Here is a 21,477-nt window from a genome sequence, read left to right on the forward strand (position 1 = left end):
AATTGTGCCTCTGGTATCCCGATACCCTTAACGGGTTCTAGTTAATGTTAGATATAGAGGATCCCTGAAGCAAAGTATGTCGCAAAAAACACCCAATTTTACAATGGGCGTTGTTTATTGACTGGAAGCAATGTGGCGAATCCAGAGAGATTTGCTTAAAATCCGCCAAAATTGGGGGAGAAGCCTAAAATTGTTTCTTTTCAACGCGGGTAATTTTCCCAGCGACAATGGCCAAGACAGCGGCCCCGAAACTCAGGAGCGCCCCCATTTTCGCGGCATCCTGCACAGGGCCGGATTCAAAAGCGACCGAGGCGATAAAGAGGGAAACCGTAAAGCCAATCGCCGCAACACAGCCGATGACGAACAGGTCCGACGTTTTCATCCCTACGGGTAGACCAAATCGCAAGACATGCGCGCCGATATAGCCAAAGATAAACACCCCCAGTGGTTTGCCGATAATCAGGCCGCCCAGCACGAGCCAAGTTGGGTTGCCAATCGCGCCAAATTCCACGCCTGCGTTGAGCAAACCAAAGAAAAACAGGATAACTTCCACGGGGTGCTTGAGCAGGTGTTCGCAATGGTTGAGGAGGTCGGTTAGGTGCTTCTCGGCCTCGGCAAATATCCCGAATTCGCGGTCTGCGTGGGGGATTGTGGGGATAATTGGAAGCAAGCCAAGGGATGGGTGCAGGCCCGCATTTTGGAAGCCATACCACGACAAACAGCCTGCGATCAGGTAGGGCCAGAAGCCAAAGACGCTGCGCATTCTCGTGGAGTTTCTACGCAACTGATCGCCCTTGTCCATGCGACGGGGCAAGTAGTTGAACAGGAGATATACGAGCACCGCAGCCCCCACGGAAAGCCCGAGCCACTGAAGGGCCACATCCCCTGTTGGGTAGAAAATGGCCAGAATTAGAAGGCCCGCCGCATCATCCGCGATAGCCAGTAAGAGAAGGAACCGCACGGCTGGGTGCCCCGCACCGAAGACCAAACGCCCAACAAGGTAGGAAAACGCGATGTCGGTTGCGGTCGGAACCGCCCAGCCATTTGCCACTGCGTCAAAGGTGGTGCTGCCCATGAAATAAGCGATTCCGAGGTATATGGAAATCGGGCCGACCATGCCGCCGAGCGTGGCAATCAGCGGGGTTGCGGCCTTTTTGCCGCGCAAACTGCCGTTTTTGAGGATCACAGCTTCCCAGACTTCCTTCGCGGCGATGGCAAAGAAGAAGGCCATCAGGACATCATTCACAAGATAGTGGAGCGTCAATGTGCGGGTGATTTCGCCATGACTCTCATGAAGTTCTCCAATGAAAAAGTCGGGAATGAGAACCAGATGAACAAAGTGGTTATAGCTCTCCGCATTGATATTTGCCCAGATCAGCGCAAGGAGGGCGCCCGCAATAAGCAAAATCGAGTAACTTGTGATGAAATTCCAGACGCGATACATTTTTGTTCCTGCGCTCTAATTGCTGCTGGAATCGAGATACTGGAAAGACATCCTGCTCGCAAGAGGGGGCGTGGCCGACAAATGGCTGCCATGGATCGGCGTCTGGCAAGGCAAAAAGAAGCTCTTTGAATTCATGGGCATCTTTGGCGAAAACTTCCAAACAACGGCTTGGGACAACACAGACGCTTACGCCTCTGGTGATACCGTTGCCGTCTTTGGCAAGATGAACGCCATCACTACAGAATCCGGTAAGGGAACGGGTCCGTTCACCTTTGCCCCGCCAAAGTGCGCGACGGTAAGGTCGTTCTTTGGCATGGGTTCGAAGACAGCTTTGCTGTCAGCCAAGCCTACCACGGATAATGCGAATGTACGGGGGCATACATTTGCCCCCCGTTTGTAAAAATCGCAACGTTTTGCGCGTAGAAGGCGACGGAATTGCTGCGCAGCAGCGTTAAACATCTGCAACTTGGAGTTACGGTAATGTCATCTCTTAAATCTTTCCTGAACCATCCCTATTCCTTCTGGGCTTTCCTGAGCCTGCCCGCCATTCCGATGATCGCTGGGTTGGCATCGGGGAACCCCGAAACGGTGGAGGCGATTTTATATCCGTCGGGTGAATTTGCCGCGCGGTTCATGATCGTTTCGATGATGATCACGCCATTGATGATGCTTTTCAAAGGTTGGAGAGGCCCGCGTTGGTTGATGAAACGGCGCCGCTACATCGGGGTCGCCGCGTTCCTTTATGCCGCACTCCACACAGTTCTTTATCTGATCGATGAAGGCGCGATCGCGCTCACGGTGCGCGAAATTTCTAAGTTCTATATCTGGACTGGTTGGCTGGCATTCCTGATTTTCGTGCCGCTCGCGGTGACATCCAGTGATGCGTGGGTCCGCCGATTGGGTAAAAAATGGAAACCCCTTCAGCGGTTTGCCTATGGCGCGGCAGTTCTGACGCTTTTGCATTGGGTCGCGACACGGGACTGGGGGGGCCTTGTTCCGGCAATGGTGAATTACGCACCGCTTGCACTGTTGGTGGCCTATCGGTTTTGGTATAACTTTGAACGGCGACGGCAGCGTGCTGCCGCTTGAAAAAAGCACAACGGCGCAGGAAAATGACATTTAGGGCAAAGGAAAACCATCATGACAATCGCAGTTACGGCCGTTTCGGGCCAACTTGGGGCCGCCATTGCCAAGGCTCTGGTTGCTATGAACACCGGAGAGCCGATCATCGGCTTGGCGCGCACACCTGAGAATGCCAAGGGGCTCAGTATTGAAGTCCGTCCCGGCAACTATGACAATCTGGAGCAGCTTCAGGCCTCATTTGCCGGAGTCGACACTGTGTTGTTGGTGTCGGGCATGGCGGCGCCAGAGGATCGGATCGGGCAACACCGAAACGTGATTAACGCGGCAAAAGCGGCCGGTGTGAAAAAGATTGTCTATACCAGCGTCCAAGGTGCCGAGGAGGGCACCGCGTTCTCGCCCATCATCCAGAGTAACCGCCAGACCGAGGCGGATGTTCGGGAAAGCGGCCTCGACTGGGTCATCGGTCGCAACGGGATCTACATCGAGCCGGATGTGGAATATATCGACACCTATCGCAAAGCGGGCGAAATCACGAATTGTGCTGGGGATGGCCGTTGCGGCTATACAACGCGCGGGGAATTGGCCTTTGCATATGCACGCATGCTGACCAGTGCCAGCCATAATGGTCACACCTACAACCTGCACGGCGCGTTGTTAACGCAGAGTGAGTTGGCCGCCTATTTGAGCCAAGCCTTCGGTACCGCCTTGGTCTATCGTGCGATGTCGTTCGACGATTACAAAGCAGATCGCATTGCTGAGTTGGGCGCGTTTATCGGCACGATCATTGCGGGGATTTACCAAGGTATCCAAAACGGTGCCCTCGACATCCCCAGCGATTTTGCAACCGCCGCCGGGCGTCCGCACCAGAGTTGGCAAGAATATTTTGGATCAATTTCAGAGTAGCGCGGGTCAGTCCCAATTCGAACACTTGATCACGACAGTTTGGCGGGCAAGGCGTTTACCTACGATCAAGCCGACCAATCGCTGCGAAATGTATAAATGTCCGTTTTCTGATGGCAACACCTTCACTCACAGCTATCCGGTCAAGGTCCGGTCCGGTTCGTGTTGGCGGAAGTCAAGGCGGACCCCAACGTTCGCTGTACTTCTAGGCCGCTGGCAGCAGGTATCTCAGGTTAGCGACATTATGGAGTTAGGAACCAGCCGTTCATGATAAAGACGTCTAACGGCACCTCCCAGCTGCATATTCAAACTTCCGTTGCACCTTTTTTATGGAGAGCTCATGAAAAATACGAAATGAATCCCTGCGTTAAAGGAAGTTCAAATCGCTGCTTTGACGCATCGTTTGCTTTGACGAATTGGTGCCTGACCGGGGCCAACTCTTCCTCTCATCTGACGCCAATTGCGCGCTTGAGAGAGCGCTCATACCGAGCACTCTGATAGGTGCTAGCATCGGCTGACAGTACCGCCCAGTATAAAAGCTCACGCGTGTGCGCACCCGCCGAGTTGTTCAGACGGGTGCCGCTGGCCCTGAGGATAAGGCCTAGTTGTGATTTGCGGCGTCATTTATTGAGCTGACAGCCTCGCCAAGTCCAGTGATACCGGCCGCTTTCTTGGCTTGTCCCAAGTTAGTCCCTGCGGCCTTCAGAGCTTCGTTCACCGCCTTGACCGCTTGACCGCCCGCGCCATTGTCGGCGTTTTCGGCAGGTTGGTCGGCCATGGCCATTGACGCCGAGAACGCAATAATTGTGGTGGTGATAAGTAACTTTTTCATTTTTTCCTCCAAAGGTGATTTCTAGAAAAAACCGATCGATCCGATCGATCAAAAATAAATACACCATCAGAAAATGGGCCAATTGATTCACATCAATCAGGTGGAAACTTAATTTTAGGCGGTAAGTTTTCGTCGTTTTAATAAACAGATTCACCCTTATTGCACGGCGGCCTCCGGCAGTCTGAAGGGCTCATTTTGCACCTGTGTTGTGTTTTTTCTTTTAGTTCTTGGAGGTTGCAGGCCGCCTGCTACTTTCCGGCACAGTCCTGTTGTTTATGCAGGGCCATTTTGCATGAGATGAAGCGACATATTGCCTGCGACCATTGCTGACCAACCACAAAGCCTAATTCCTCACCGAATAAGCTCTATAAATTCAGCCTCACTCGGTGCGTATTTTACCTCCAGGTGGGGTCTCCACTTGTCGCTAGTCACTCTCGTCCTCGTTTTCCGAAGCGGTGATAATACCTTCGATTTGTTCCGTTGTAGGCAGATTTATACTTTGGATAAGCAATTCCTTTTCACGGTCTGTCAGGCTCTCTTCATCCCCTTTATAGAGCGCGAGGAGATTGGCTTCGGCCACGTCACGCGTCGTTGAAACTGGTTCTTCGACGGCAATTGCCGCAGCAAGTTGTTCGAACACAGACGCTTCGTTCAAAACTATTCCCGCGATTATCGCTGCGGCCTCGGCGGTATAAATTGCGTCAACTGCGCTCTGATAGGCGTCAGGGTCTGCCGCCGCAGCGGCGTTTGAATACTCCTCTGATGCAGGATCTATTTCTAAGGTATCGAGCCGCGCAAGTTCTTCTACAGCCGCATCATAGCCTGCCACATAGCTATAACTTTCGGCCAATGGCCCGAACGTCTGTACGACGGATTGTGCTTCTTCGTAGTCGGTATGGGCGGTGTCATAATCGTAATCAGCCAGCGCATAGGCGGCAGCAATTCCGACGGGCCCATTGAAGTTGCCGTTCTTTATGTGGGCCAGTTTGGCTTGCGGGCTGGAATTAATAGCACCGTTCATCTTGCCAAGGTTGCTGGGGTGGTCGAAGGATTTGGAATTTCCAGTGCTGGGCTTAGTGGTTGCCACAGAATTACTACGAACAGTTTTGGTTTTTTTCGGTGCACCAAAGAGGCCGAACCCACTCTTGAGTTTGTTTCCTAGGGATTTGAGGCTTTGATTGCCGCTAGAATTTGAGGATTTCCCGCCCTGTGATTTCCCAGAACTGCTCCCGGATTTACCAGTAGAGGCCTTACCTTTGTTGTCTGACTTCCCTTTGCTGCCGCTATTTCCATTGCCGCCAGAGTTACCACCGCTTTTGCCGCTGTCATTCTTGGCGATTGCGACATCGGCACTCATCACGACGATTGCTGGCGCAATTGCGAATGCAGACAAAGCAAAACTCACAACACCTATTTTCACGAACTTCCGCATTTCCATTCCTTCCGCCCATTTCAGAGCCGTTCAGCGAGACTTTGAACAATGAAGCGGAACAGCGTTAACCTTGATGTTCACGGCATTGATCTGATCAGAGGTAACTGAAAACAGTATAGCCATGTAGAAAATCTAGATATACTCCTTCATGGCTATTGCTTTTTAGAGTGGGCACCTAAGACTAGCCCGCCAACCGGAAGTAGTCGGATTCAAAGTTTCTTTCCATACCGGAGCCGTTACAAAAACCCATGTTTGAGTTGGATGTTCCGCTAATGTCGTCGCCGGAAATAATCGAAGCGCCCTTGATACCTTGCGCATTTGCAGAGAAAGAAATCGTCTCTTTGGCGATCAACTGACTTCCGAAAATTTTGAAATCGGCAGCAAAATCCATTCCGCCCATAGTGACCATTTGAGACCCGCCGCCTACAAGGCAATCGTCATCGAGACCTAACTGAAAAGAGGACGGAGCATTGAAAGATTTGGCACCCGTATTTGTCGTAGCAAAGATGGATTCCTCCAGTATGGTGCCTTGACCGAATTTCACTTGGCAGTTCGTAACGAATACAACTTGCTTAATGTGTGCCCCGTCTTTGAGAAAAGCTTGCCCGCCGCCATTGCAATTCAGAAAATGCACAGCTCCCTGAACAAAATCGGTCTCGTCCAATTGTGATTGATTGAGTGTCACCGTGTCTTCGGTGATATAATCTGGCAAATACGAAGGGTCTTCGTCTTGCAAGCTTTGGATGATCGACTCGATGCGATTAACCGTGCGCATTTGATAGGAGGCTTGTCCAAGCGCTTCTTTCAGTCCGGCATTCGTATCAAACCCACTTTTGGGAAGGTCGAGGTCGTTTGAATCGGGCATGGAAACGACGGTGCCAGATTCAAAAGTATTGTTTGAATTGAGAGATACATAGTTTTGCGCGTGAATGCAGAAACCTTCGCCATAGAGGTTATTGCTTTGAACATCGACGATGTCGGCCGCGACAAAACCCTCACGAAAACATGCGGGCCTGTAGGTTGTGAAAACAGCACTTGTCCTGACGTCAAATGCGGTCACCCCGACCAGACGAAACAGAAAGCTCTCGACACTATTCAATTTACTGGACAAGCGGCTTGTTGTAACCATGACGGCCGAACGGGACCCACTCTCGGCAGTAAACTTTCGGTTGGCGTAGTCCCATTTCCCAAATTGAATATCGTTGACGTCGAGGGTTGTCCCAAACCGATTATTTGGCGCACCGTAAGCGGCCACATCAATTGCTTTTAGTTTAGAGGATTGTTCGTCGTTAAACTCACGGTGGTAGAGCGCGGCATGTGCCGCATGATCAGCTGAAACTTGAAGATGTGTTTGGGCAGCCACGATATTTGAGTAGTCTACAGCGGCAGCCCCAACAGCCGCAGCCGCTGCAAAAAACAAGAGCCCTAGTACCGTTGCGGTTCCACTTTCGTCCGTTACAATGGACTTGATCCGCTGGTGAGTGAGTTTCACGAATGTATTCATTTCAATACTCCACGACATGCTCGGCCTTAACGAGCAGATTAATATTCAAGAGACCCGTCGCCATACCGACCACTGTAAGTTCACTCGAAGGAAATTCGACTTGGCTTTGGATCGAACCGGACGCCAAATTCGAACGTGCAATCGCGGACGGGGATGTCGATGCCAATGACGCGACAATATAGTCCTCTAAATCTGTTGTGCTGTCGAACCAACCTATCGAATATTTCCGGTTTGCATCTTGAAGCGTTCTTAAGGCTTCTGTGCGTCCGTTGAATATGAGGGCCGCGTCAACCAAAAGAGAAAAGAGCAGTAGAAAGGCCGGAAGGATCAACACGAACTCAACCGTCGCGGTTCCACGTTCATTCTTTACAAATTCGAGTGCTTGGTTTTTGCGCTCACAAATAGTCATAGACCTAATCCCTTTTGGATGTGCAGGGGGGGGTATTTTTATAAACCTGCATCGATATTTTCGAAGCCGTTCTACTTTTGTATGCAAACACTGTGGTGAAATTAGGGCGAGAATTAAGATTTTCCTAACGCCGAGCAATCCGCTGATATTTATGTAGAAAGTTTTATTTTTTCTTGAGAGGTGTTCAGAAAAAGGCATTTTTAAGGCGCCTACCAGCGTCTCTCTCGTGTGAAATACTTCTCCAGCGCAGCGGAGGAACACTTCCTTCCATTTCACCCCAACCGATAGCGACTCTGCACCTTCCCAAACCTCTCGCCAATCCGCGGGCCTTGTTCCGCGCTTATCAGCGCGAGCGATTGCACTTGCCGATCCATGAAGTTCTCAAACTCTTCCGCTGGGCACCTATTCGGATAGATTAGAAACGGAACGTATGCTTGCATAGATCAGGGTTGCCGGCGAAATGGCATAGGGGGCCTTAACAGAGAAATTCCCTCCCCGGCCTCAAAAAACGAAATCAAGCATTTGCAGCTTCAAATGTATCTTCTTGAGTTAAATGGATTTTACTTGCCCCAAAGGCGTTTCGCGCCGCCAGAAATGAGGAGCGTAACATCGCGGAGCGCAATAATCGGTTGCAGCCCCCCTGGAACTGCCATGTAGCGAGGCTGCCATTGCGGGTGGAACTTTTTCTTAAAGCCGCGCAAGCCCTCAAAACTATAAAACGCCCCGCCGTGACGATAAATGATCGAGGCCACACGGTTCCACATGCGCGTTCCGTGTCGGGCCTCAAGCCCAGAAAGCGGCGCCATTCCAAGGCTAAAGGTCTGCGCGCCTTTCTCTCGGTAATGCTCCATCAGCTTGATAAAGAGGAACTCGATCATGCCATCGGCTTCTTGTGGCAAATACCGCATCAGATCAATGCTGACTGCCCCCAAATCCCCAGGGGACATGACATTTGCGAAGGCCAAAATACGGTCCTCCCGTTTCACAACGGCGATGGGGAAATGGGCCAAATATTCAGCGGTAAACTGGCCAACGGAAAACCCCTTCTCGGTCGCATGTTTTTCACCCAGCCACGCGTCCGACACTTCTTTCAACGCCGCAACGGACTCCGCGCTATGGGGCGGGTGCAATATTTCGAGCTTCAGGCCGCTTTTGACCGCCTTATTGTGGGCCGCACGCATCTTGCGAAAATCGCCGCCCGCCAATGAGAATGTTGTCAAATCCACCACGGCTTCTTCGCCCATTTTATGCAACGTCAGGCCGATTTCGACCCAAAGAGGCAGATATTTCGTGCTGATTTCATAGAAAACCGGTCGGCAATTGGCACTATAGGCAGAGTCAAAGAAGTCCCAAGCCAGTTCAGGAATCGCGCCTTTCGGGCCGATTGGGTCGCCATAGGCAATCCAAGACCGTCCCTGCACGGCATACATGATAAATGCGTCCATCTCCTTGGAAAAGAACAGGGTTTTATCGCCCGTCAACGCAAGGCAGCCTTCGGGTTGCCCCGACAAGGCAATGATGCGCTCTGCATGTTTCATTGCCACCTCATCCACAACCACGCCGCGCGTCCGCGCAGGTTGAAGCAATAAATAGACCAAGATAAGCACCGAAAGCGCCGCCATAAACAGCCCCGTGCGGAGGGTTCTGGGCAGGCGCGCATCGCCAGAAAATTGCCCCAACAGCTCATGGGAATACGGAACCGCCTGATGGAGCAACAGGATGAACCCGCCGATGCTGACCAGAAGGGCGGCGAGCAGCGCAATCCAGCGCCAAGTAAACATGCCTTGCGTCAACTTGGTGGCGCGGAAAAATTCGCGGCGCAGCGGCCACAATACTGCGGCTGAAACGACGAGCAGAAGGGTTTCCTTCCAATCCGCTCCCGTTAGCGTGGACACAATGGCCCCAGCACTCAGAACTGCGAGCGTAAGCCAGAATGCGCCCGACATGCGGCGGAAAAGACCCTGCGCTAGGACAATCAGCAAAAGCCCGAGAGCCGCTGACAAATAGGCGCCCCCTTCCAAGAAAATGATCGACAGCAGATCATCAGGGTCAATATTTTCCTTGCGCGAGGCTGGCACGACGGCGGCCAGCAAAAGATAAATCCCCACAGCAAAACCCGTAAACCCTGCGGCCACTGGGGCAACAGATGCGACAACCTTGAATGCAGGTTCCATTTGGCTGGAAACTGGCCCCAAACGTTTGGCCAAAAAACCAGACGCAAGCCGCCCTTCAATCGCCGAGACAAATACCACCGACAACGCGAAGGGCAGTAAATAGTAAATAACACGGAACAAAAGCAAGGCCGCAACCGCTTGATCCAACGGAACTGTATCGGGCAATCCCGCAAGGATAATACTCTCAAAAACGCCAATGCCCCCCGGAACATGGCTGGCGACCCCAATCAAAGCGGCAGCGGCAAAAAGGGCAATAAACGTGATGAAATCGGGTGTTCCCGTCGGCATCAAAATATACAGCGTTAAGGCCGCCATCGACGTATCAACGATTGAAAAGCCAAGCTGGCTGAACAGAATGCTGGGCGACGGCATCGACACGGTTATACGGCGGATTTTTGCAACTTTGCCCGTCACAGACAACCACGTCAAAACTCCCATCGGCACCAAAAACGCGAGCGTGGCAGCCATGCGAATGGTGTCCCGCGACCAAGGGAGCAAATCCCCCAAAGCGGCGGGATGGATAGCAAGGGCTGCGAGGCCAACAAGCGTAATGCCAAAACTAAACGCAAGCGTGACAAACGTCGAAATAGCCGCCACATCAAAGGCGTTTAGCCCGAAGGCCGAGTAAATGCGATAGCGTACAGCGCCGCCCGATATGGCGCTGAAACCGATGGTATTGCCAAAACTATACCCCAGAAATCCGCCCATCATCACCACAGGAAAAGGCAAACGTTTGCCCAGATATCGCAAAGCCGACCAGTCATAGCCGATCAGGGAAAAATACCCCACACCTGTCGCCAAAACCGACGCCGCAATATGGGAGATGGGAACCGACGCCGCCTGCTGGCGCACGTGGCCGATATTGACCGAGGAAAGTAGGTTATAGAGGGCATAAGCGCCCATAAAAAACATGCCAAACCCCAAAATAATGGGTGCCATATGGTGTAGCTTGGAGTGGCTGGATTTAACTGATGGGGTGGTTTCTTCGGCCAAATTCATTTCGGTTTACCATATCTCGATGTCATTTTGACCGTGTTATTCCATGCTGGGCGGAAATTACCAATCATTTTAACCCACTATTCCAATAAGTTCAGAAACGTTTGTAACACACTATTTTCTGCACAGGTTATCGCAAAAAACTTTCTTCGCCCCCCTCTTTGAGGGCTTATGGCGCGGGGGGACCGCATGATAAAGAGGTCAGAGGATCTAGCTTGAAGCGGGTAGGGCGCGACTTAGTTTCTTAAGACGACAAATCGCTCCCCCGACACACCTTAGAGCAGTACTGCCCGTATCATAAACGCAATGGTGCCGACGACTGCGATTCCGGCTAGGTAGAGCGCTGCGAACCACAACCATTGCCGCATCAATGATATCCGTCTTCGGGGCGAACTTTCCCTCGGAAAACCCAATAGGAATAAGCAGTATAGACCAGTATCATCGGAATTAGTATCGACGCGCCGATCAGCAGAAAGCGTAGCGACGTATCCGGTGCTGCGGCATCAATAATGCTTAGTGATGGGGGCACCAGACTTGGGTAAAAGCTGATCCCGAGGCCGATGTAGGTGAGTACGAATATCGCGACAGTTGCGAGGAACGGGCGCAGGGTGTGTCGGCCGCGCAATCCACTCCACAACATCCACGCGGCACAAGCCAATAGGATCGGCACCACAGCACTGTAGACACCTGAGGGCCAGCCAAACCAGCGTTCAAGATATTCCGGCCGTAGGAAGGGCGTGACGATGCTTACCACACCGATCAGAACCAGTAGAGCGATGCCAAGCGGCCATGCAAAGCGACGCGCGCGGGTCAGTGTTTCGCCCTCTGTCTTCAGGATTAGCCAAGTCGCGCCGAGCGTTGCATACCCCACCACGAGCGCCAGCGCCGTCAACGCGGAAAACGGCGTTAGCCAGTCCCAGTTGCCACCGCCATAGGCGCGCCCGTCGATCGTGATGCCCTGTACTAAGGCTCCAAGCGCCATGCCTTGTGAGATAGCGGCAATCAGGGACCCAAGGCAAAAGCCGATTTCCCAAAACGCCTTCATCCGGTTGGTTCGGTGAATGAATTCAAACGCCACACCGCGAAAAATTAGGCCCAGAAGCATAGTGATGATCAAGGGGTAGAGGGCAGGCATCACGATGGCATAGGCTAGCGGAAACGCAGCTAATAACCCGCCGCCACCAAGCACAAGCCATGTCTCGTTACCATCCCAAACCGGCGCGATGGTGTTCATTGCCAGATGACGTTCGTCGCGATCTTTTAGAAACGGAAACAGGATGCCGATCCCCAGATCAAAACCGTCAAGCAACACATAAGCCAGGACCGCAAAGGCGATCAATCCAGCCCAGATAAAGGAAAGTTCAATTACCATGATGCGTTCCTTCAGGATCAGATGCGGTGTGGTCGACCTGTGCCGCGAGGTCGCCCTCAAAGCTACGGCCCATCAGGCGTAGCGCATAAAACGTTCCGGACCCGAAAACGAAGAAATACACCACGATAAAGGCAGTGAGCGAAGCGCCAACGGCTTCCGCCTGTAAGGGGGACACGCTGTCGCTGGTCCGTAAGAGGCCATAGACGGTAAAGGGCTGGCGTCCGACTTCGGTTGTGATCCAACCCGCAAGCACAGCCAGAAAACCCGACGGCGCCAGCAATACGGCGGAGCGTTGGAGCCAGCGCGCATCATACAATTGCCCGCGCCAGCGTGCCCATGCCGCCCAGAGGCCAATACCCAGCATCGCAAAACCTGTCGCCACCATAATACGGAACGTCCAAAATATCAGCGCCGATTTCGGGCGATCTTCTGGTGGGAAGTCGTTTAACCCCTGAAGGGGTCCGTCGAGGTTATGTGTGAGGATCAGCGAGCCTAGAAGTGGGACTTCCACCTTGTAGCGAACCTTGCCCGTCGCATCATCAGGCAGTCCGAACAGGATCAACGGTGCGCGCCCCTCTGGGAACCCCTTGTAGTGGCCTTCAATGGCCGCGATCTTGGCTGGTTGATGTTTCAGCGTGTTAAGCCCGTGCTGATCGCCCGCGATGATCTGGATTGGGGTGACAATCAGGGCCATCCACATCGCCATGGAAAACATGATCTGTGCCCCACGATTTTTAGGGGACTTTAGCAAGTGCCATGCCCCTACGCCACCTACTACGAAGGCCGTCGTCAGGTACGCCGCCAACACCATATGCACCAGCCGGTAGGGGAAGGACGGGTTGAAAATAATGGCCCACCAGTCGAGGGGAATGAACTGGCCGACGTCATTGAAACCGTGCCCTTGCGGGGTCTGCATCCAGCTGTTGACGGCCAAAATCCAGAAAGCCGACATCACGGTTCCGATTGCCACAATCGTCGTGGCCATCATGTGCAACTTTTCGCCAACCCTCTCACGCCCAAACAGCATGATGCCAAGGAAGCCAGCCTCAAGGAAAAACGCTGTCAAAACCTCGTACCCCATGAGCGGCCCGATAACGGGCCCCGCCTTGTCGGAAAAGACCGACCAGTTGGTGCCAAATTGGTAGGACATCACGATACCTGAGACCACGCCCATGCCAAAAACCACCGCGAAGATCGTCTTCCAACGTTCGAATAAACTCAGATAAACCGCGTCACGCCGCCACAGCCACAGTCCGTTTAGAACGGCCAGCCAGCTTGCCAATCCGATGGTGAAAGCTGGAAAGATGATATGGGCCGAAATGGTGAATGCGAACTGTGCCCGTGCCAGATCAATTGCGGAAATGTCGCTCAGCATCTGAAACCCCGAATGGTTGTGGTCTTTTTCCCCGCCAGAACAATTGCCGGGGCCGTTACATGACTATCCGATGGACCTTGTTAGAAAAACCCAGCGTGATGCGGGCCGGTCGGTCGGCGTTAGATTGTGAAGAAACGTAGCCGATTCCAGTACTTAGGACAAGGCCTAGGGCGCTGGTCGCGCTAAGCTGCCAGATTTGGGCAGGCGGTGGTGTCAAAGGATACTGGCTTGGCGCAGTTGGGGCATCCACATACGTAACGAAACAGGCCGATTGATTGCATTTGCCGACCTCGACCTTGAATTCCTTCTAGGAGTGGTTTGCGCGAAGGATGGTCCATTTGGGCTTATGTACTCCCTTGGCCGCGTTGGCGTTACACCTCAAAGCGGCTTGCAAATTGTACTACTGAGTGAGTAATTTGCGCATGTTGCCATACCCCTATTGGACACACAAAATATGCGGGGTTTTCTATTCACTATCGATAAAGTGGCGTTCGATTCTGGCACCGATAACGTGTGGGTTGTGTAACGCGCTGTGGACATAACGGTATTGACCTAAATTAAAAAGTCACAGGGGCGTACAACGTCTTTCGTGCGGCGGAAGAGCAAGAAATTTAAGCCACTTGCTATGCTCTCGCGTGGGCACAATCGGTTTTGCCTCTGGGTTCAGCAGTTGATAGGCGTTGGGTGGTTTTCGTCTGCGCTATTTTGCGATCAAGGCGGTTGTTTTCAATGTAGGTTAACACACAGTTTGACAGGCGCGCCAAAGTGATGATCTCGGCGCAGTGGATAGAGGTCGGAGATATGCAAAAGCCGTTTTGCGCCAATAGTTTGAACCAGTTTCCGAATGTAACACTGGTGTGGTAGTTGCGAGCGATGTTTAAGGGGGCGGTTCATCTGGCAATCGTTCCATATTTGACTTATTTAGGACTAGATGTGCGAATATTATCGCAGAAGTAATTCCGGAGACCTCGAATGACCATCCCATCTCACGTGAAAGATATGCTGAAAAAAATTCGGGCTCGGTTTCAAATGGGTCCCTTGCAAGAGCGTATGTTGCCCAGTGATGCGGAGTTTACAACGTTGCGCCCCGTTCGCAAGGCCACAGCGGCCTCGGTTGCGCGATACTGGACGCGCTTGTTGGAGGTCGCATCAGAAGAGGATCGCGCGGCGCTTGCTGATCCGCTCACGATGGAGGCCCCCGAGCAATTTAGTGCGAATATCGAGAATTTTATCGGAACGGTTAAAGTGCCGGTTGGCATCATTGGTCCTCTGCGTATTAACGGATTGAACGCGCACGGTGACTATCACGTGCCGATGGCAACGACCGAAGCGGCGCTCGTTGCCTCCTATGCGCGCGGGGCCTATGCGGCAACAAAATCGGGGGGGATTAGCACGGCGCTTTTGTACGAAGGGGTCATCCGAACGCCTGCTTTTGTGTTTGATAGCCTGCTGAATGCGGGCATGTTCGTTGAGTGGGTTGTCACTGAAATCGAGGGGCTGAAAGCGGCGGCCGAGGGAACGACACAGTATGGCAAATTGGTGTCGCTTGAACCCGTTATTGATAACAACATCGTCTTCCTGATTTGCCGTTACACGACGGGTGATGCGGCGGGCCAAAATATGGTGACAATTGCGACCGACGCGCTGTGTGAGAAAATCGAAGCGGGGTGCCCCGTTGACATCAAGGCTTGGTACATCGAAGGCAATTTCTCGGGCGACAAAAAGGCGTCGTTTCTGGGCTTGGTGACGGGGCGTGGCCGAAAGGTGAGTGCTTCCGTGATACTAAAGGCTGAGGTGGTCGAAAAGACATTGGGCACGAACGTTGAGGCGATGCTTGCGTATGGGCAAGTTGCCAACCTTGGGTCGCACCTGTCGGGGCAATTGGGCGCACAGGCACATTTCGCCAATGGGTTGGCGGCACTGTATATTGCAACGGGTCAGGATGCCGCCTGCGTCGCAGAAAGCGCCATGGGCATCACACGGATGGAGGCCCGAGGCCGCGATCTTTTCTGCAGTGTGACCATGCCCAATATTTTGGTAGGCTCCGTCGGTGGCGGGACAACCTTGCCCAGCCAATCGGCGGGTTTAAACATTCTGGGCCTCAAGGGTTTGGGCAAAGGCGCCGCCTTGGCTGAAGTTGCGGCGGCGACATGCCTTTGCGGCGAAATCTCGATTGTTGCAGCGATTGCGGCGGGGCATTTCACCCGTGCGCATGAAAACTTGGCGCGGCATCGATGAGTTTTTCAGCCCTCTGGATCTATCAAAAAGAACGGTTTCCGCTTTCAAAGACAGGGCCGTTACTAGCCGTTTTTTCTGCTGCAAGTATTTGCGTTTCTGCCGAACTTTCTGGACGTCCCTTGCCCGGTGTCGGCGCGTTTGTTGCTGGTTTCCTTATCGCGATGATGCTGTTTTTTCAAATGCGAGTTTGCGACGAATACAAGGATCTGGAAGATGATCTGCGCTACCGTCCTAATCGCCCAATCCCACGCGGTTTGATTTCCCTAAAGACGATTGTCTGGATGGGCGTTGCCTCAATGCCGATCACCGCTCTAGCGGCTTGGCTGTGGCATCCTCCTGTTTTGTGGTTGCTGTCACTGGTCTGGTTTTGGTTGGCCGTGATGACCGTTGAATTTGGGATGCCTGCATGGCTCAAGGCGAGGCCGATCCTTTATTTGCTCAGTCACATGGCGATTATGCCGCTGATTGATCTGCTGCTGACCAGTTTGGAATGGATGCCGAATGGCAAGGCTGCGCTGGGGCTTGTTTTGTTTTTGGCATTGTCCTTCGTGAATGGATGCGTTTTGGAAATAGGGCGCAAATTGTGGGCGCCAGCACGCGAAATCGTGGGAGTCGATACCTATTCTGGTCTGTGGGGCCCTGCGAAAGCTGTACTTATTTGGACGGCCTGTGTCGGAGCCTCATTTGCTTTGCTGTTGGGCGTTGGGGCCTTAACAGGAGTGTTTTGGATCAGCTTTGTTTTGGGTGGTTCTGGGGCGGCGCTCTGCCTGATCAGTGCGGTTGCTTATGCCAAGTCTCCGACGGAGAAGGCAGAAAAACGGATGGATACACTGGCCGGTCTCTGGGTATTTTCTTGCTACGCGATTGCCGGTTTTGCACCGATTTTGATGAGGGTTTTTTAATGTCGTTTATTGTATCTCAGGCAGACGCGCGCGACGTGCAGGCGGTTGGCGGTAAGGCGGCTGCGTTATCGCGACTCGCGGGGTTCGGGTTTACGCCGCCCGCATTTTTCGTGATCCGCGCTGAGGCCTTTGAGGATGGAAAAAAGATTGCTGGACTAGTGGCGGCTATGGCCAAGCTGGGCGAGGGGCCGTTCGCCGTTCGCAGTTCTGGCAAACAGGAAGATGGTGCAGATCACAGCCACGCGGGGCAGTTTGAGACGGTTCTGAATGTCGCTAACGCCGACGTAGAGAAAGCGGCGCAACAGGTTTGGCAATCTGGATTTTCGCAAACGGTTGCAACCTATCGCGCGCTCAAATCAGGTGGCGAGGCTGAGGGGCCAGCCGTGATTGTGCAACGTATGATCGATGCGGTTTCTGCGGGCGTCGCGTTTTCGGCCAATCCAGTGACAGGGCGTCGGGATGAGGTGGTGATTTCTGCGATTGCGGGTTTGGGGGAGCGGCTGGTGTCGGGCGAAGAAGACGGCGAAGACTGGACCGTTGGCGCGACGATTATCGGCCCCGAAACACCCTCCGTTTTAACCGAAGCGCAAGCGAAAAACATTGCCGAATTGGCGCGACGGTCCGAGGCAGCTTTCGGTGTTCCACAGGATATCGAATGGGCGATTGATGCCGATGGTTTGCATATTTTGCAATCGCGGCCCATCACAACGGCACTTTTGCCGCTCGCGAACCCCGACACTGCGCTAACGATATTTGATAATTCCAACATCGTTGAAAGCTATCCCAGCATGGTCAGTCCGCTGACATATTCCTTTGCCGTGCATGTTTATGATCGCGTTTACCGCGCGTTCCTTGCATTGCTAGGCGTATCAGACGCCACGATTGCCGAGCAATCAGCGGTCTTTAGCAACATGTTGGCGCGCGTGGATGGTCGTGTTTATTACAACCTTGTCAATTGGTATCGGGCGCTGGCCCTCTTGCCGGGGTTCTCGCTGAATCGGGCCTATATGGAGACGATGATGGGGGTGGATACCCCGATGCCGTCGGAGGTGACGGATGCCATTGGTCCTCGTCCCGCTAGCGGAATGGCGCGCGTAACTGAGTATTTCAAGATGACCCGCGCGGGTTTAGGTTTGCTCTGGCAGGCGGTTTTGCTGCCCCGTACCCGCAGACGTTTTTATGGCAGGTTGAATTCTGCATTATACAGTGGCTTTGATTTGCAAACTGCTGGCCCGACCGCGCTGGCCGCTGAATACCGCAAGATCGAAAGCACCTTGCTCGATCGCTGGGACGCGCCGCTTGTGAACGACTTCCTGTGCATGATCGCCTTTGGGAGTTCGCGCAATTTAATGGAAAAGTGGCTCGGCCCCGAGGGGGTGCTTTTGCATAATGATGTGATGATCGGTCAAGGCAATATCATCTCCGCAGAGCCAGCCAAACGCATCGCGCGGATTGGGCAGATGGTTAAGGCCGCAGGTGTGGCGGATACGTTGGTGGCGCAAGGCCTTGCTGGCTTGAGGGCGCACCCAAAAATTCAGCAAGAGTTGGAGGCCTATCTGGAAAAGTTCGCCGACAGGTGCACCGAAGAATTGAAGTTGGAAAGCATTACTTTGCGCGAAGACCCCAGCAGCCTGTTGGCGGCGATTGCAGCGAGTGCCACGCGCGGTGCGGTCGCAGAGCACGCGGTGCGTGAACCGGATTGGGTAGCGTTGTTCAAGAATCCAGTAAAACGAGCATTTGCGAAATGGCTGATCACATGGACCAAAGCCCGTGTGCGCGACCGCGAAAACCTGCGATTTGAACGGACTCGTATCTTTGGCTATGCGCGCAGAGTGTTCGTTGCTCTGGGCCGTGAGTTGACGGCGCGGGACCTGTTGGAAGAACCGCGCGATGTGTTCTTTTTGACCACAGAGGAATTGCTTGGCGCCGTTGAGGGTTTTGGTCTGTCGCCAGACCTCAAATCACTGGTGGCGTTACGTAAATCGGAGGATGCGCATTCTGCAAAACGCGCAGACCCTCCTGAACGGATCGAATTGCGCGGCCCAGCAATTGCACCAACGTGGAACGATCCGGTGATGGAAAACGACGCGAGTTTGGTGCGCACGGCGACGGGCTGTTCGGCTGGACGGGTCACCGCAAGGGCGCGCGTTATCCGGGATCCCAGAACTGAGGTGCTTGCTTCTGGCGATGTTTTGGTTGCGCGCCATACAGATCCGGGATGGATTGCGGTGTTCGCAAATGCCTCGGCTATTGTGGTTGAGCGTGGTTCCCTCCTGTCGCATTCGGCGATTGTGGCCCGCGAACTTGGAATCCCTTGCGTGGTCGGCCTCAAGGGGGCAACTCAGTGGATAAATGATAGGGAGATGATCACCGTGGACGGAGCAACAGGACAGGTGGAGCGGCACAACGATGACCTCTGAAATCGAGGCGAAAGCCGCATTTGACCACATTCGTTACGCCCAGTTGTGGGAGGACGCGGATGTCTTGACCCAAGGGTTGGGCGATTGCGCGGGCAAGATGCTGGTGTCGATCTGCTCGGCGGGCGACAATGCCTTGGCGATGTTAACGTTGGACCCTGCGAAAATCGTTGTGGTCGATCTGTCTCCCGCACAGATTGCCTGCCTCAAGCTGAGGATTGGCGTATTTCAGAACCTAAGCCATGCGGAATTTGTAGAGCTTATGGGGGCACGTCCCTCAACACGGCGCAAGGTTCTTTTGAGCAAAGCTTTGAACGGTGTCGACGAGGAGACCCGCGCTTTCTGGACCGCCCTTCGGGACGATGTAGAGAAGGTCGGTGCAGGTGGCGTCGGCAAGTTTGAACGGTATTTTCGCATTTTTCGCACGCGCTTGCTGCCACTGGTTCATTCGGCGAAAACCCTCGATGATATCTTCGTGTCGCGCACTTCGGCGGATCGTCAGGCGTTCTATGACACCCGTTTTAATACTTGGCGTTGGCGGTTGTTGCTGAATGTGTTTTTCTCAAGGTTCGTGATGGGGCGCATGGGGCGTGATAAGGCGTTTTTTGATCACGTCGAAGGTAGTCCCGCCCAACATGTGGCGCGCCGTATTCACCATGCGGCCGTCGCCACAGACCCCGCACAAAACCCCTATTTGCATTGGATTATCAAGGGCACGCATGGCGAGGCCTTGCCAATGACATGGCGCGAGGAACATTTCGAAACGATCAAATCGCGGCTTGACCGGATTGAGATAAGGCCTGGATCGCTTGAGGCATTCGTGTCAACTGGCGAAAAGGCGGATGGGTTTAACCTCTCGGATATCTTTGAATATATGTCGCCCGAGATTTTCACGAAAGTCTATGAGAGTATCTTGAACGCCTCCGCTCCCAATGCACGGCTGGTTTATTGGAACATGATGGCCCCGCGCCGTGTTCCGGCGGCTTTTGCGGCGCGCGTGACGACCCTTCGCGAAGTGGAGGGCGAGGGGAAGGCCATCGATAAGGCGTTCTTCTATTCGGACTTCATCGTTGAGGAAGTCAAAGGGTGAGCCCCATCTTGCAAATCGCGCTGGCGCTTGGGTCTGTTGTCGGCCTGATGGGATTGATGGCGGGTGTTCGGCATTTGGCGGGCACGTGGCAAATTGGTTCTGAGGTGCAGCGCAAACTGGTCCACATTGGCACTGGAATTTACGCGCTCACCCTGCCTTGGCTTTTCCCAGATCGCTGGCCAATGTATCTGTTGGTTGGGCTGACGCTTGTTGTAATGCTCCTCCTTCGATTACCAAATTCGCGATTGGGCGCGACGTTGCATAGCGTTGAAAGACAGTCCTATGGTGATTTTCTTCTGGCGATTTCGGTTGGGGTTTGCCTGTTTTTGGCGGGGGATCAACTGTACCTTTATGTCCTGCCTATTGCCGTGCTAACCCTCGCGGATGCCGCAGCGGCCTTGGCTGGAAGCACCTACGGCACCAAGTTTTTCCGTGTTGAGGAAGGCGAGAAAAGTCTCGAAGGCAGCGCGGTGTTTTTCACGGTCACACTGCTGATTTCGGTTATTTGCCTCATGCTGATGACGTCCTTTGCCCCGCTCAATATCATCGTTCTCTCCTTGATGGTCGCGGGATTCGGCACCTTGGTTGAGGCCGCAAGTTGGCGCGGTTTTGACAATCTGTTTCTACCTGTCGGCTTGCTGATTTTCCTATCGGCCCATGGGACGAGCACGTTAGGGGAACTCGTGTTTCTCGCAGCGATTTTTGCGCTCAGTATCGTAGCCTTCAAAATTGTGGCCCCGAAATTTGGTCTGAACGCGCATGCGGTTCGCGTCTATGTGACGTCTATATTTTTATTGCTGGCGGTGACTGATCCCCAGAACACGATCTTTCCCATTCTCGTGCTCGTCGCGCATATCTGGAGCCGCAGCGTCGCCCCCTGTGACAGCAAGTATCCAGACCTCGATGTCGTTGCCGCATTGGTGCTGGTCAGCCTCGGATTTTTGACCCTAGGCAAGGCAATGGGGCCAACAGCGATATCGTTTTATGGAATCGCAGCGATGGGCATGTTGATGGGATTTTGCGCGATTGCAGCCTCGGCCTGTCGCCCCGTGGTTCGCTTTCCGATGGTGCTCGCCCTTGCATTGACGCTGTTCGCTATCCGCGAAGGCGTTGTGCGTTTGAACCCAGATAGTGCAAATTGGAACGGCCCGATGTGGCCCGTAGTGTTTGCCTGTGTCGCCCTCACGGCCCTTGGCCCAATGATCTTGCCGCACGTATTTGCAAAGCACCGTGTGGTGAAACTGACATTTTTGGCGCTGCTCATCCCGCTGCCATACTACGTGATATCCACCGGATTTTAGGAGCAAAG

The 21,477-nt window shown here is 53.4% G+C and carries 16 protein-coding genes; 8 read left to right on the forward strand and 8 right to left on the reverse strand.

Annotated features, from left to right (window positions below):
- Positions 1–184: 184 nt before the first annotated feature.
- The gene (locus AB9F27_RS00125) at positions 185–1,444 is read right to left on the reverse strand and encodes a Na+/H+ antiporter NhaA (protein WP_369757439.1); all 1,260 of its coding nucleotides are present in this window, start codon (positions 1,442–1,444) and stop codon (positions 185–187) included.
- Between the two features lie 70 nt (positions 1,445–1,514).
- On the opposite strand from AB9F27_RS00125, the gene AB9F27_RS00130 reads away from it, so the two are divergent.
- The 3 genes from AB9F27_RS00130 to AB9F27_RS00140 all read left to right on the forward strand — a co-directional run bounded on the left by AB9F27_RS00130 (position 1,515) and on the right by AB9F27_RS00140 (position 3,430).
- Positions 1,515–1,844 (forward strand): hypothetical protein, encoded by a 330-nt coding sequence (locus AB9F27_RS00130; protein WP_335585968.1) that lies wholly within the window; start codon positions 1,515–1,517, stop codon positions 1,842–1,844.
- 80 nt (positions 1,845–1,924) lie between these two features.
- The gene (locus AB9F27_RS00135; RefSeq protein ID WP_335585969.1) at positions 1,925–2,533 is read left to right on the forward strand and encodes a ferric reductase-like transmembrane domain-containing protein; all 609 of its coding nucleotides are present in this window, start codon (positions 1,925–1,927) and stop codon (positions 2,531–2,533) included.
- A gap of 51 nt (positions 2,534–2,584) precedes the next feature.
- Positions 2,585–3,430 carry an SDR family oxidoreductase gene (locus tag AB9F27_RS00140; protein WP_335585970.1) on the forward strand — a complete coding sequence of 282 codons (846 nt, stop codon included), beginning with the start codon at positions 2,585–2,587 and terminating at the stop codon, positions 3,428–3,430.
- Positions 3,431–4,028: 598 nt separating this feature from the next.
- Here the strand turns inward: AB9F27_RS00140 and AB9F27_RS00145 are convergent.
- From AB9F27_RS00145 to AB9F27_RS00175, 7 genes are all read right to left on the reverse strand, one after another.
- Positions 4,029–4,259, reverse strand: coding sequence for a hypothetical protein (locus tag AB9F27_RS00145; RefSeq protein ID WP_369757440.1), 231 nt, complete (start codon positions 4,257–4,259; stop codon positions 4,029–4,031).
- A 424-nt stretch (positions 4,260–4,683) separates the two neighbouring features.
- Positions 4,684–5,691 (reverse strand): hypothetical protein, encoded by a 1,008-nt coding sequence (locus AB9F27_RS00150; RefSeq protein ID WP_369757441.1) that lies wholly within the window; start codon positions 5,689–5,691, stop codon positions 4,684–4,686.
- A 181-nt stretch (positions 5,692–5,872) separates the two neighbouring features.
- Positions 5,873–7,195, reverse strand: coding sequence for a pilus assembly protein TadG-related protein (locus tag AB9F27_RS00155; RefSeq protein WP_369757442.1), 1,323 nt, complete (start codon positions 7,193–7,195; stop codon positions 5,873–5,875).
- 1 nt (position 7,196) lies between these two features.
- Positions 7,197–7,604 carry a TadE family protein gene (locus AB9F27_RS00160; RefSeq protein ID WP_335585974.1) on the reverse strand — a complete coding sequence of 136 codons (408 nt, stop codon included), beginning with the start codon at positions 7,602–7,604 and terminating at the stop codon, positions 7,197–7,199.
- Positions 7,605–8,164: 560 nt separating this feature from the next.
- Positions 8,165–10,717: a bifunctional lysylphosphatidylglycerol flippase/synthetase MprF gene (mprF, locus tag AB9F27_RS00165; protein ID WP_369757443.1), complete on the reverse strand. Its 2,553-nt coding sequence runs from the start codon at positions 10,715–10,717 to the stop codon at positions 8,165–8,167.
- 424 nt (positions 10,718–11,141) lie between these two features.
- Positions 11,142–12,146 carry a cytochrome d ubiquinol oxidase subunit II gene (gene cydB / locus AB9F27_RS00170; protein WP_039003936.1) on the reverse strand — a complete coding sequence of 335 codons (1,005 nt, stop codon included), beginning with the start codon at positions 12,144–12,146 and terminating at the stop codon, positions 11,142–11,144.
- Positions 12,136–13,521: a cytochrome ubiquinol oxidase subunit I gene (locus AB9F27_RS00175; protein ID WP_335585976.1), complete on the reverse strand. Its 1,386-nt coding sequence runs from the start codon at positions 13,519–13,521 to the stop codon at positions 12,136–12,138. Before AB9F27_RS00175 ends, cydB begins: the two co-directional genes overlap by 11 nt.
- 972 nt (positions 13,522–14,493) lie before the next feature.
- Between AB9F27_RS00175 and AB9F27_RS00180 the strand changes: the two genes are divergently transcribed.
- From AB9F27_RS00180 to AB9F27_RS00200, 5 genes are read left to right on the forward strand one after another with little or no spacing between them, the layout of a single operon-like run.
- Positions 14,494–15,759 (forward strand): hydroxymethylglutaryl-CoA reductase, encoded by a 1,266-nt coding sequence (locus tag AB9F27_RS00180; RefSeq protein ID WP_335585977.1) that lies wholly within the window; start codon positions 14,494–14,496, stop codon positions 15,757–15,759.
- Positions 15,756–16,661 carry a UbiA family prenyltransferase gene (locus AB9F27_RS00185; protein ID WP_335585978.1) on the forward strand — a complete coding sequence of 302 codons (906 nt, stop codon included), beginning with the start codon at positions 15,756–15,758 and terminating at the stop codon, positions 16,659–16,661. Before AB9F27_RS00180 ends, AB9F27_RS00185 begins: the two co-directional genes overlap by 4 nt.
- On the forward strand, positions 16,661–19,081 hold the full coding sequence (locus tag AB9F27_RS00190; protein WP_335585979.1) for a PEP/pyruvate-binding domain-containing protein: 2,421 nt from the start codon (positions 16,661–16,663) through the stop codon (positions 19,079–19,081). The genes AB9F27_RS00185 and AB9F27_RS00190 overlap by 1 nt, the downstream gene beginning before the upstream one ends.
- The gene (locus tag AB9F27_RS00195) at positions 19,071–20,168 is read left to right on the forward strand and encodes a DUF3419 family protein (protein WP_335585980.1); all 1,098 of its coding nucleotides are present in this window, start codon (positions 19,071–19,073) and stop codon (positions 20,166–20,168) included. Before AB9F27_RS00190 ends, AB9F27_RS00195 begins: the two co-directional genes overlap by 11 nt.
- Entirely contained in the window at positions 20,165–21,469 is a 1,305-nt protein-coding gene (locus tag AB9F27_RS00200; protein ID WP_335585981.1) for a hypothetical protein, read from the forward strand. Before AB9F27_RS00195 ends, AB9F27_RS00200 begins: the two co-directional genes overlap by 4 nt.
- The last annotated feature ends 8 nt before the right edge of the window (positions 21,470–21,477 follow it).

It is taken from the genome of Falsihalocynthiibacter sp. CO-5D18 (assembly GCF_041205445.1).
Classification (GTDB): domain Bacteria; phylum Pseudomonadota; class Alphaproteobacteria; order Rhodobacterales; family Rhodobacteraceae; genus Falsihalocynthiibacter; species Falsihalocynthiibacter arcticus.

Bases quoted from the DNA above. Each gene is read 5' to 3' on its own strand.
- AB9F27_RS00125 (WP_369757439.1), bottom strand. From the start codon at position 1,444: ATGTATCGCGTCTGGAATTTCATCACAAGTTACTCGATTTTGCTTATT.
- AB9F27_RS00135 (WP_335585969.1), top strand. From the start codon at position 1,925: ATGTCATCTCTTAAATCTTTCCTGAACCATCCCTATTCCTTCTGGGCT.
- AB9F27_RS00140 (WP_335585970.1), top strand. From the start codon at position 2,585: ATGACAATCGCAGTTACGGCCGTTTCGGGCCAACTTGGGGCCGCCATT.
- AB9F27_RS00145 (WP_369757440.1), bottom strand. From the start codon at position 4,259: ATGAAAAAGTTACTTATCACCACCACAATTATTGCGTTCTCGGCGTCA.
- AB9F27_RS00150 (WP_369757441.1), bottom strand. From the start codon at position 5,691: ATGCGGAAGTTCGTGAAAATAGGTGTTGTGAGTTTTGCTTTGTCTGCA.
- AB9F27_RS00155 (WP_369757442.1), bottom strand. From the start codon at position 7,195: ATGAATACATTCGTGAAACTCACTCACCAGCGGATCAAGTCCATTGTA.
- AB9F27_RS00160 (WP_335585974.1), bottom strand. From the start codon at position 7,604: ATGACTATTTGTGAGCGCAAAAACCAAGCACTCGAATTTGTAAAGAAT.
- mprF (WP_369757443.1), bottom strand. From the start codon at position 10,717: ATGGCACCCATTATTTTGGGGTTTGGCATGTTTTTTATGGGCGCTTAT.
- cydB (WP_039003936.1), bottom strand. From the start codon at position 12,146: ATGGTAATTGAACTTTCCTTTATCTGGGCTGGATTGATCGCCTTTGCG.
- AB9F27_RS00175 (WP_335585976.1), bottom strand. From the start codon at position 13,521: ATGCTGAGCGACATTTCCGCAATTGATCTGGCACGGGCACAGTTCGCA.
- AB9F27_RS00180 (WP_335585977.1), top strand. From the start codon at position 14,494: ATGACCATCCCATCTCACGTGAAAGATATGCTGAAAAAAATTCGGGCT.
- AB9F27_RS00185 (WP_335585978.1), top strand. From the start codon at position 15,756: ATGAGTTTTTCAGCCCTCTGGATCTATCAAAAAGAACGGTTTCCGCTT.
- AB9F27_RS00190 (WP_335585979.1), top strand. From the start codon at position 16,661: ATGTCGTTTATTGTATCTCAGGCAGACGCGCGCGACGTGCAGGCGGTT.
- AB9F27_RS00195 (WP_335585980.1), top strand. From the start codon at position 19,071: ATGACCTCTGAAATCGAGGCGAAAGCCGCATTTGACCACATTCGTTAC.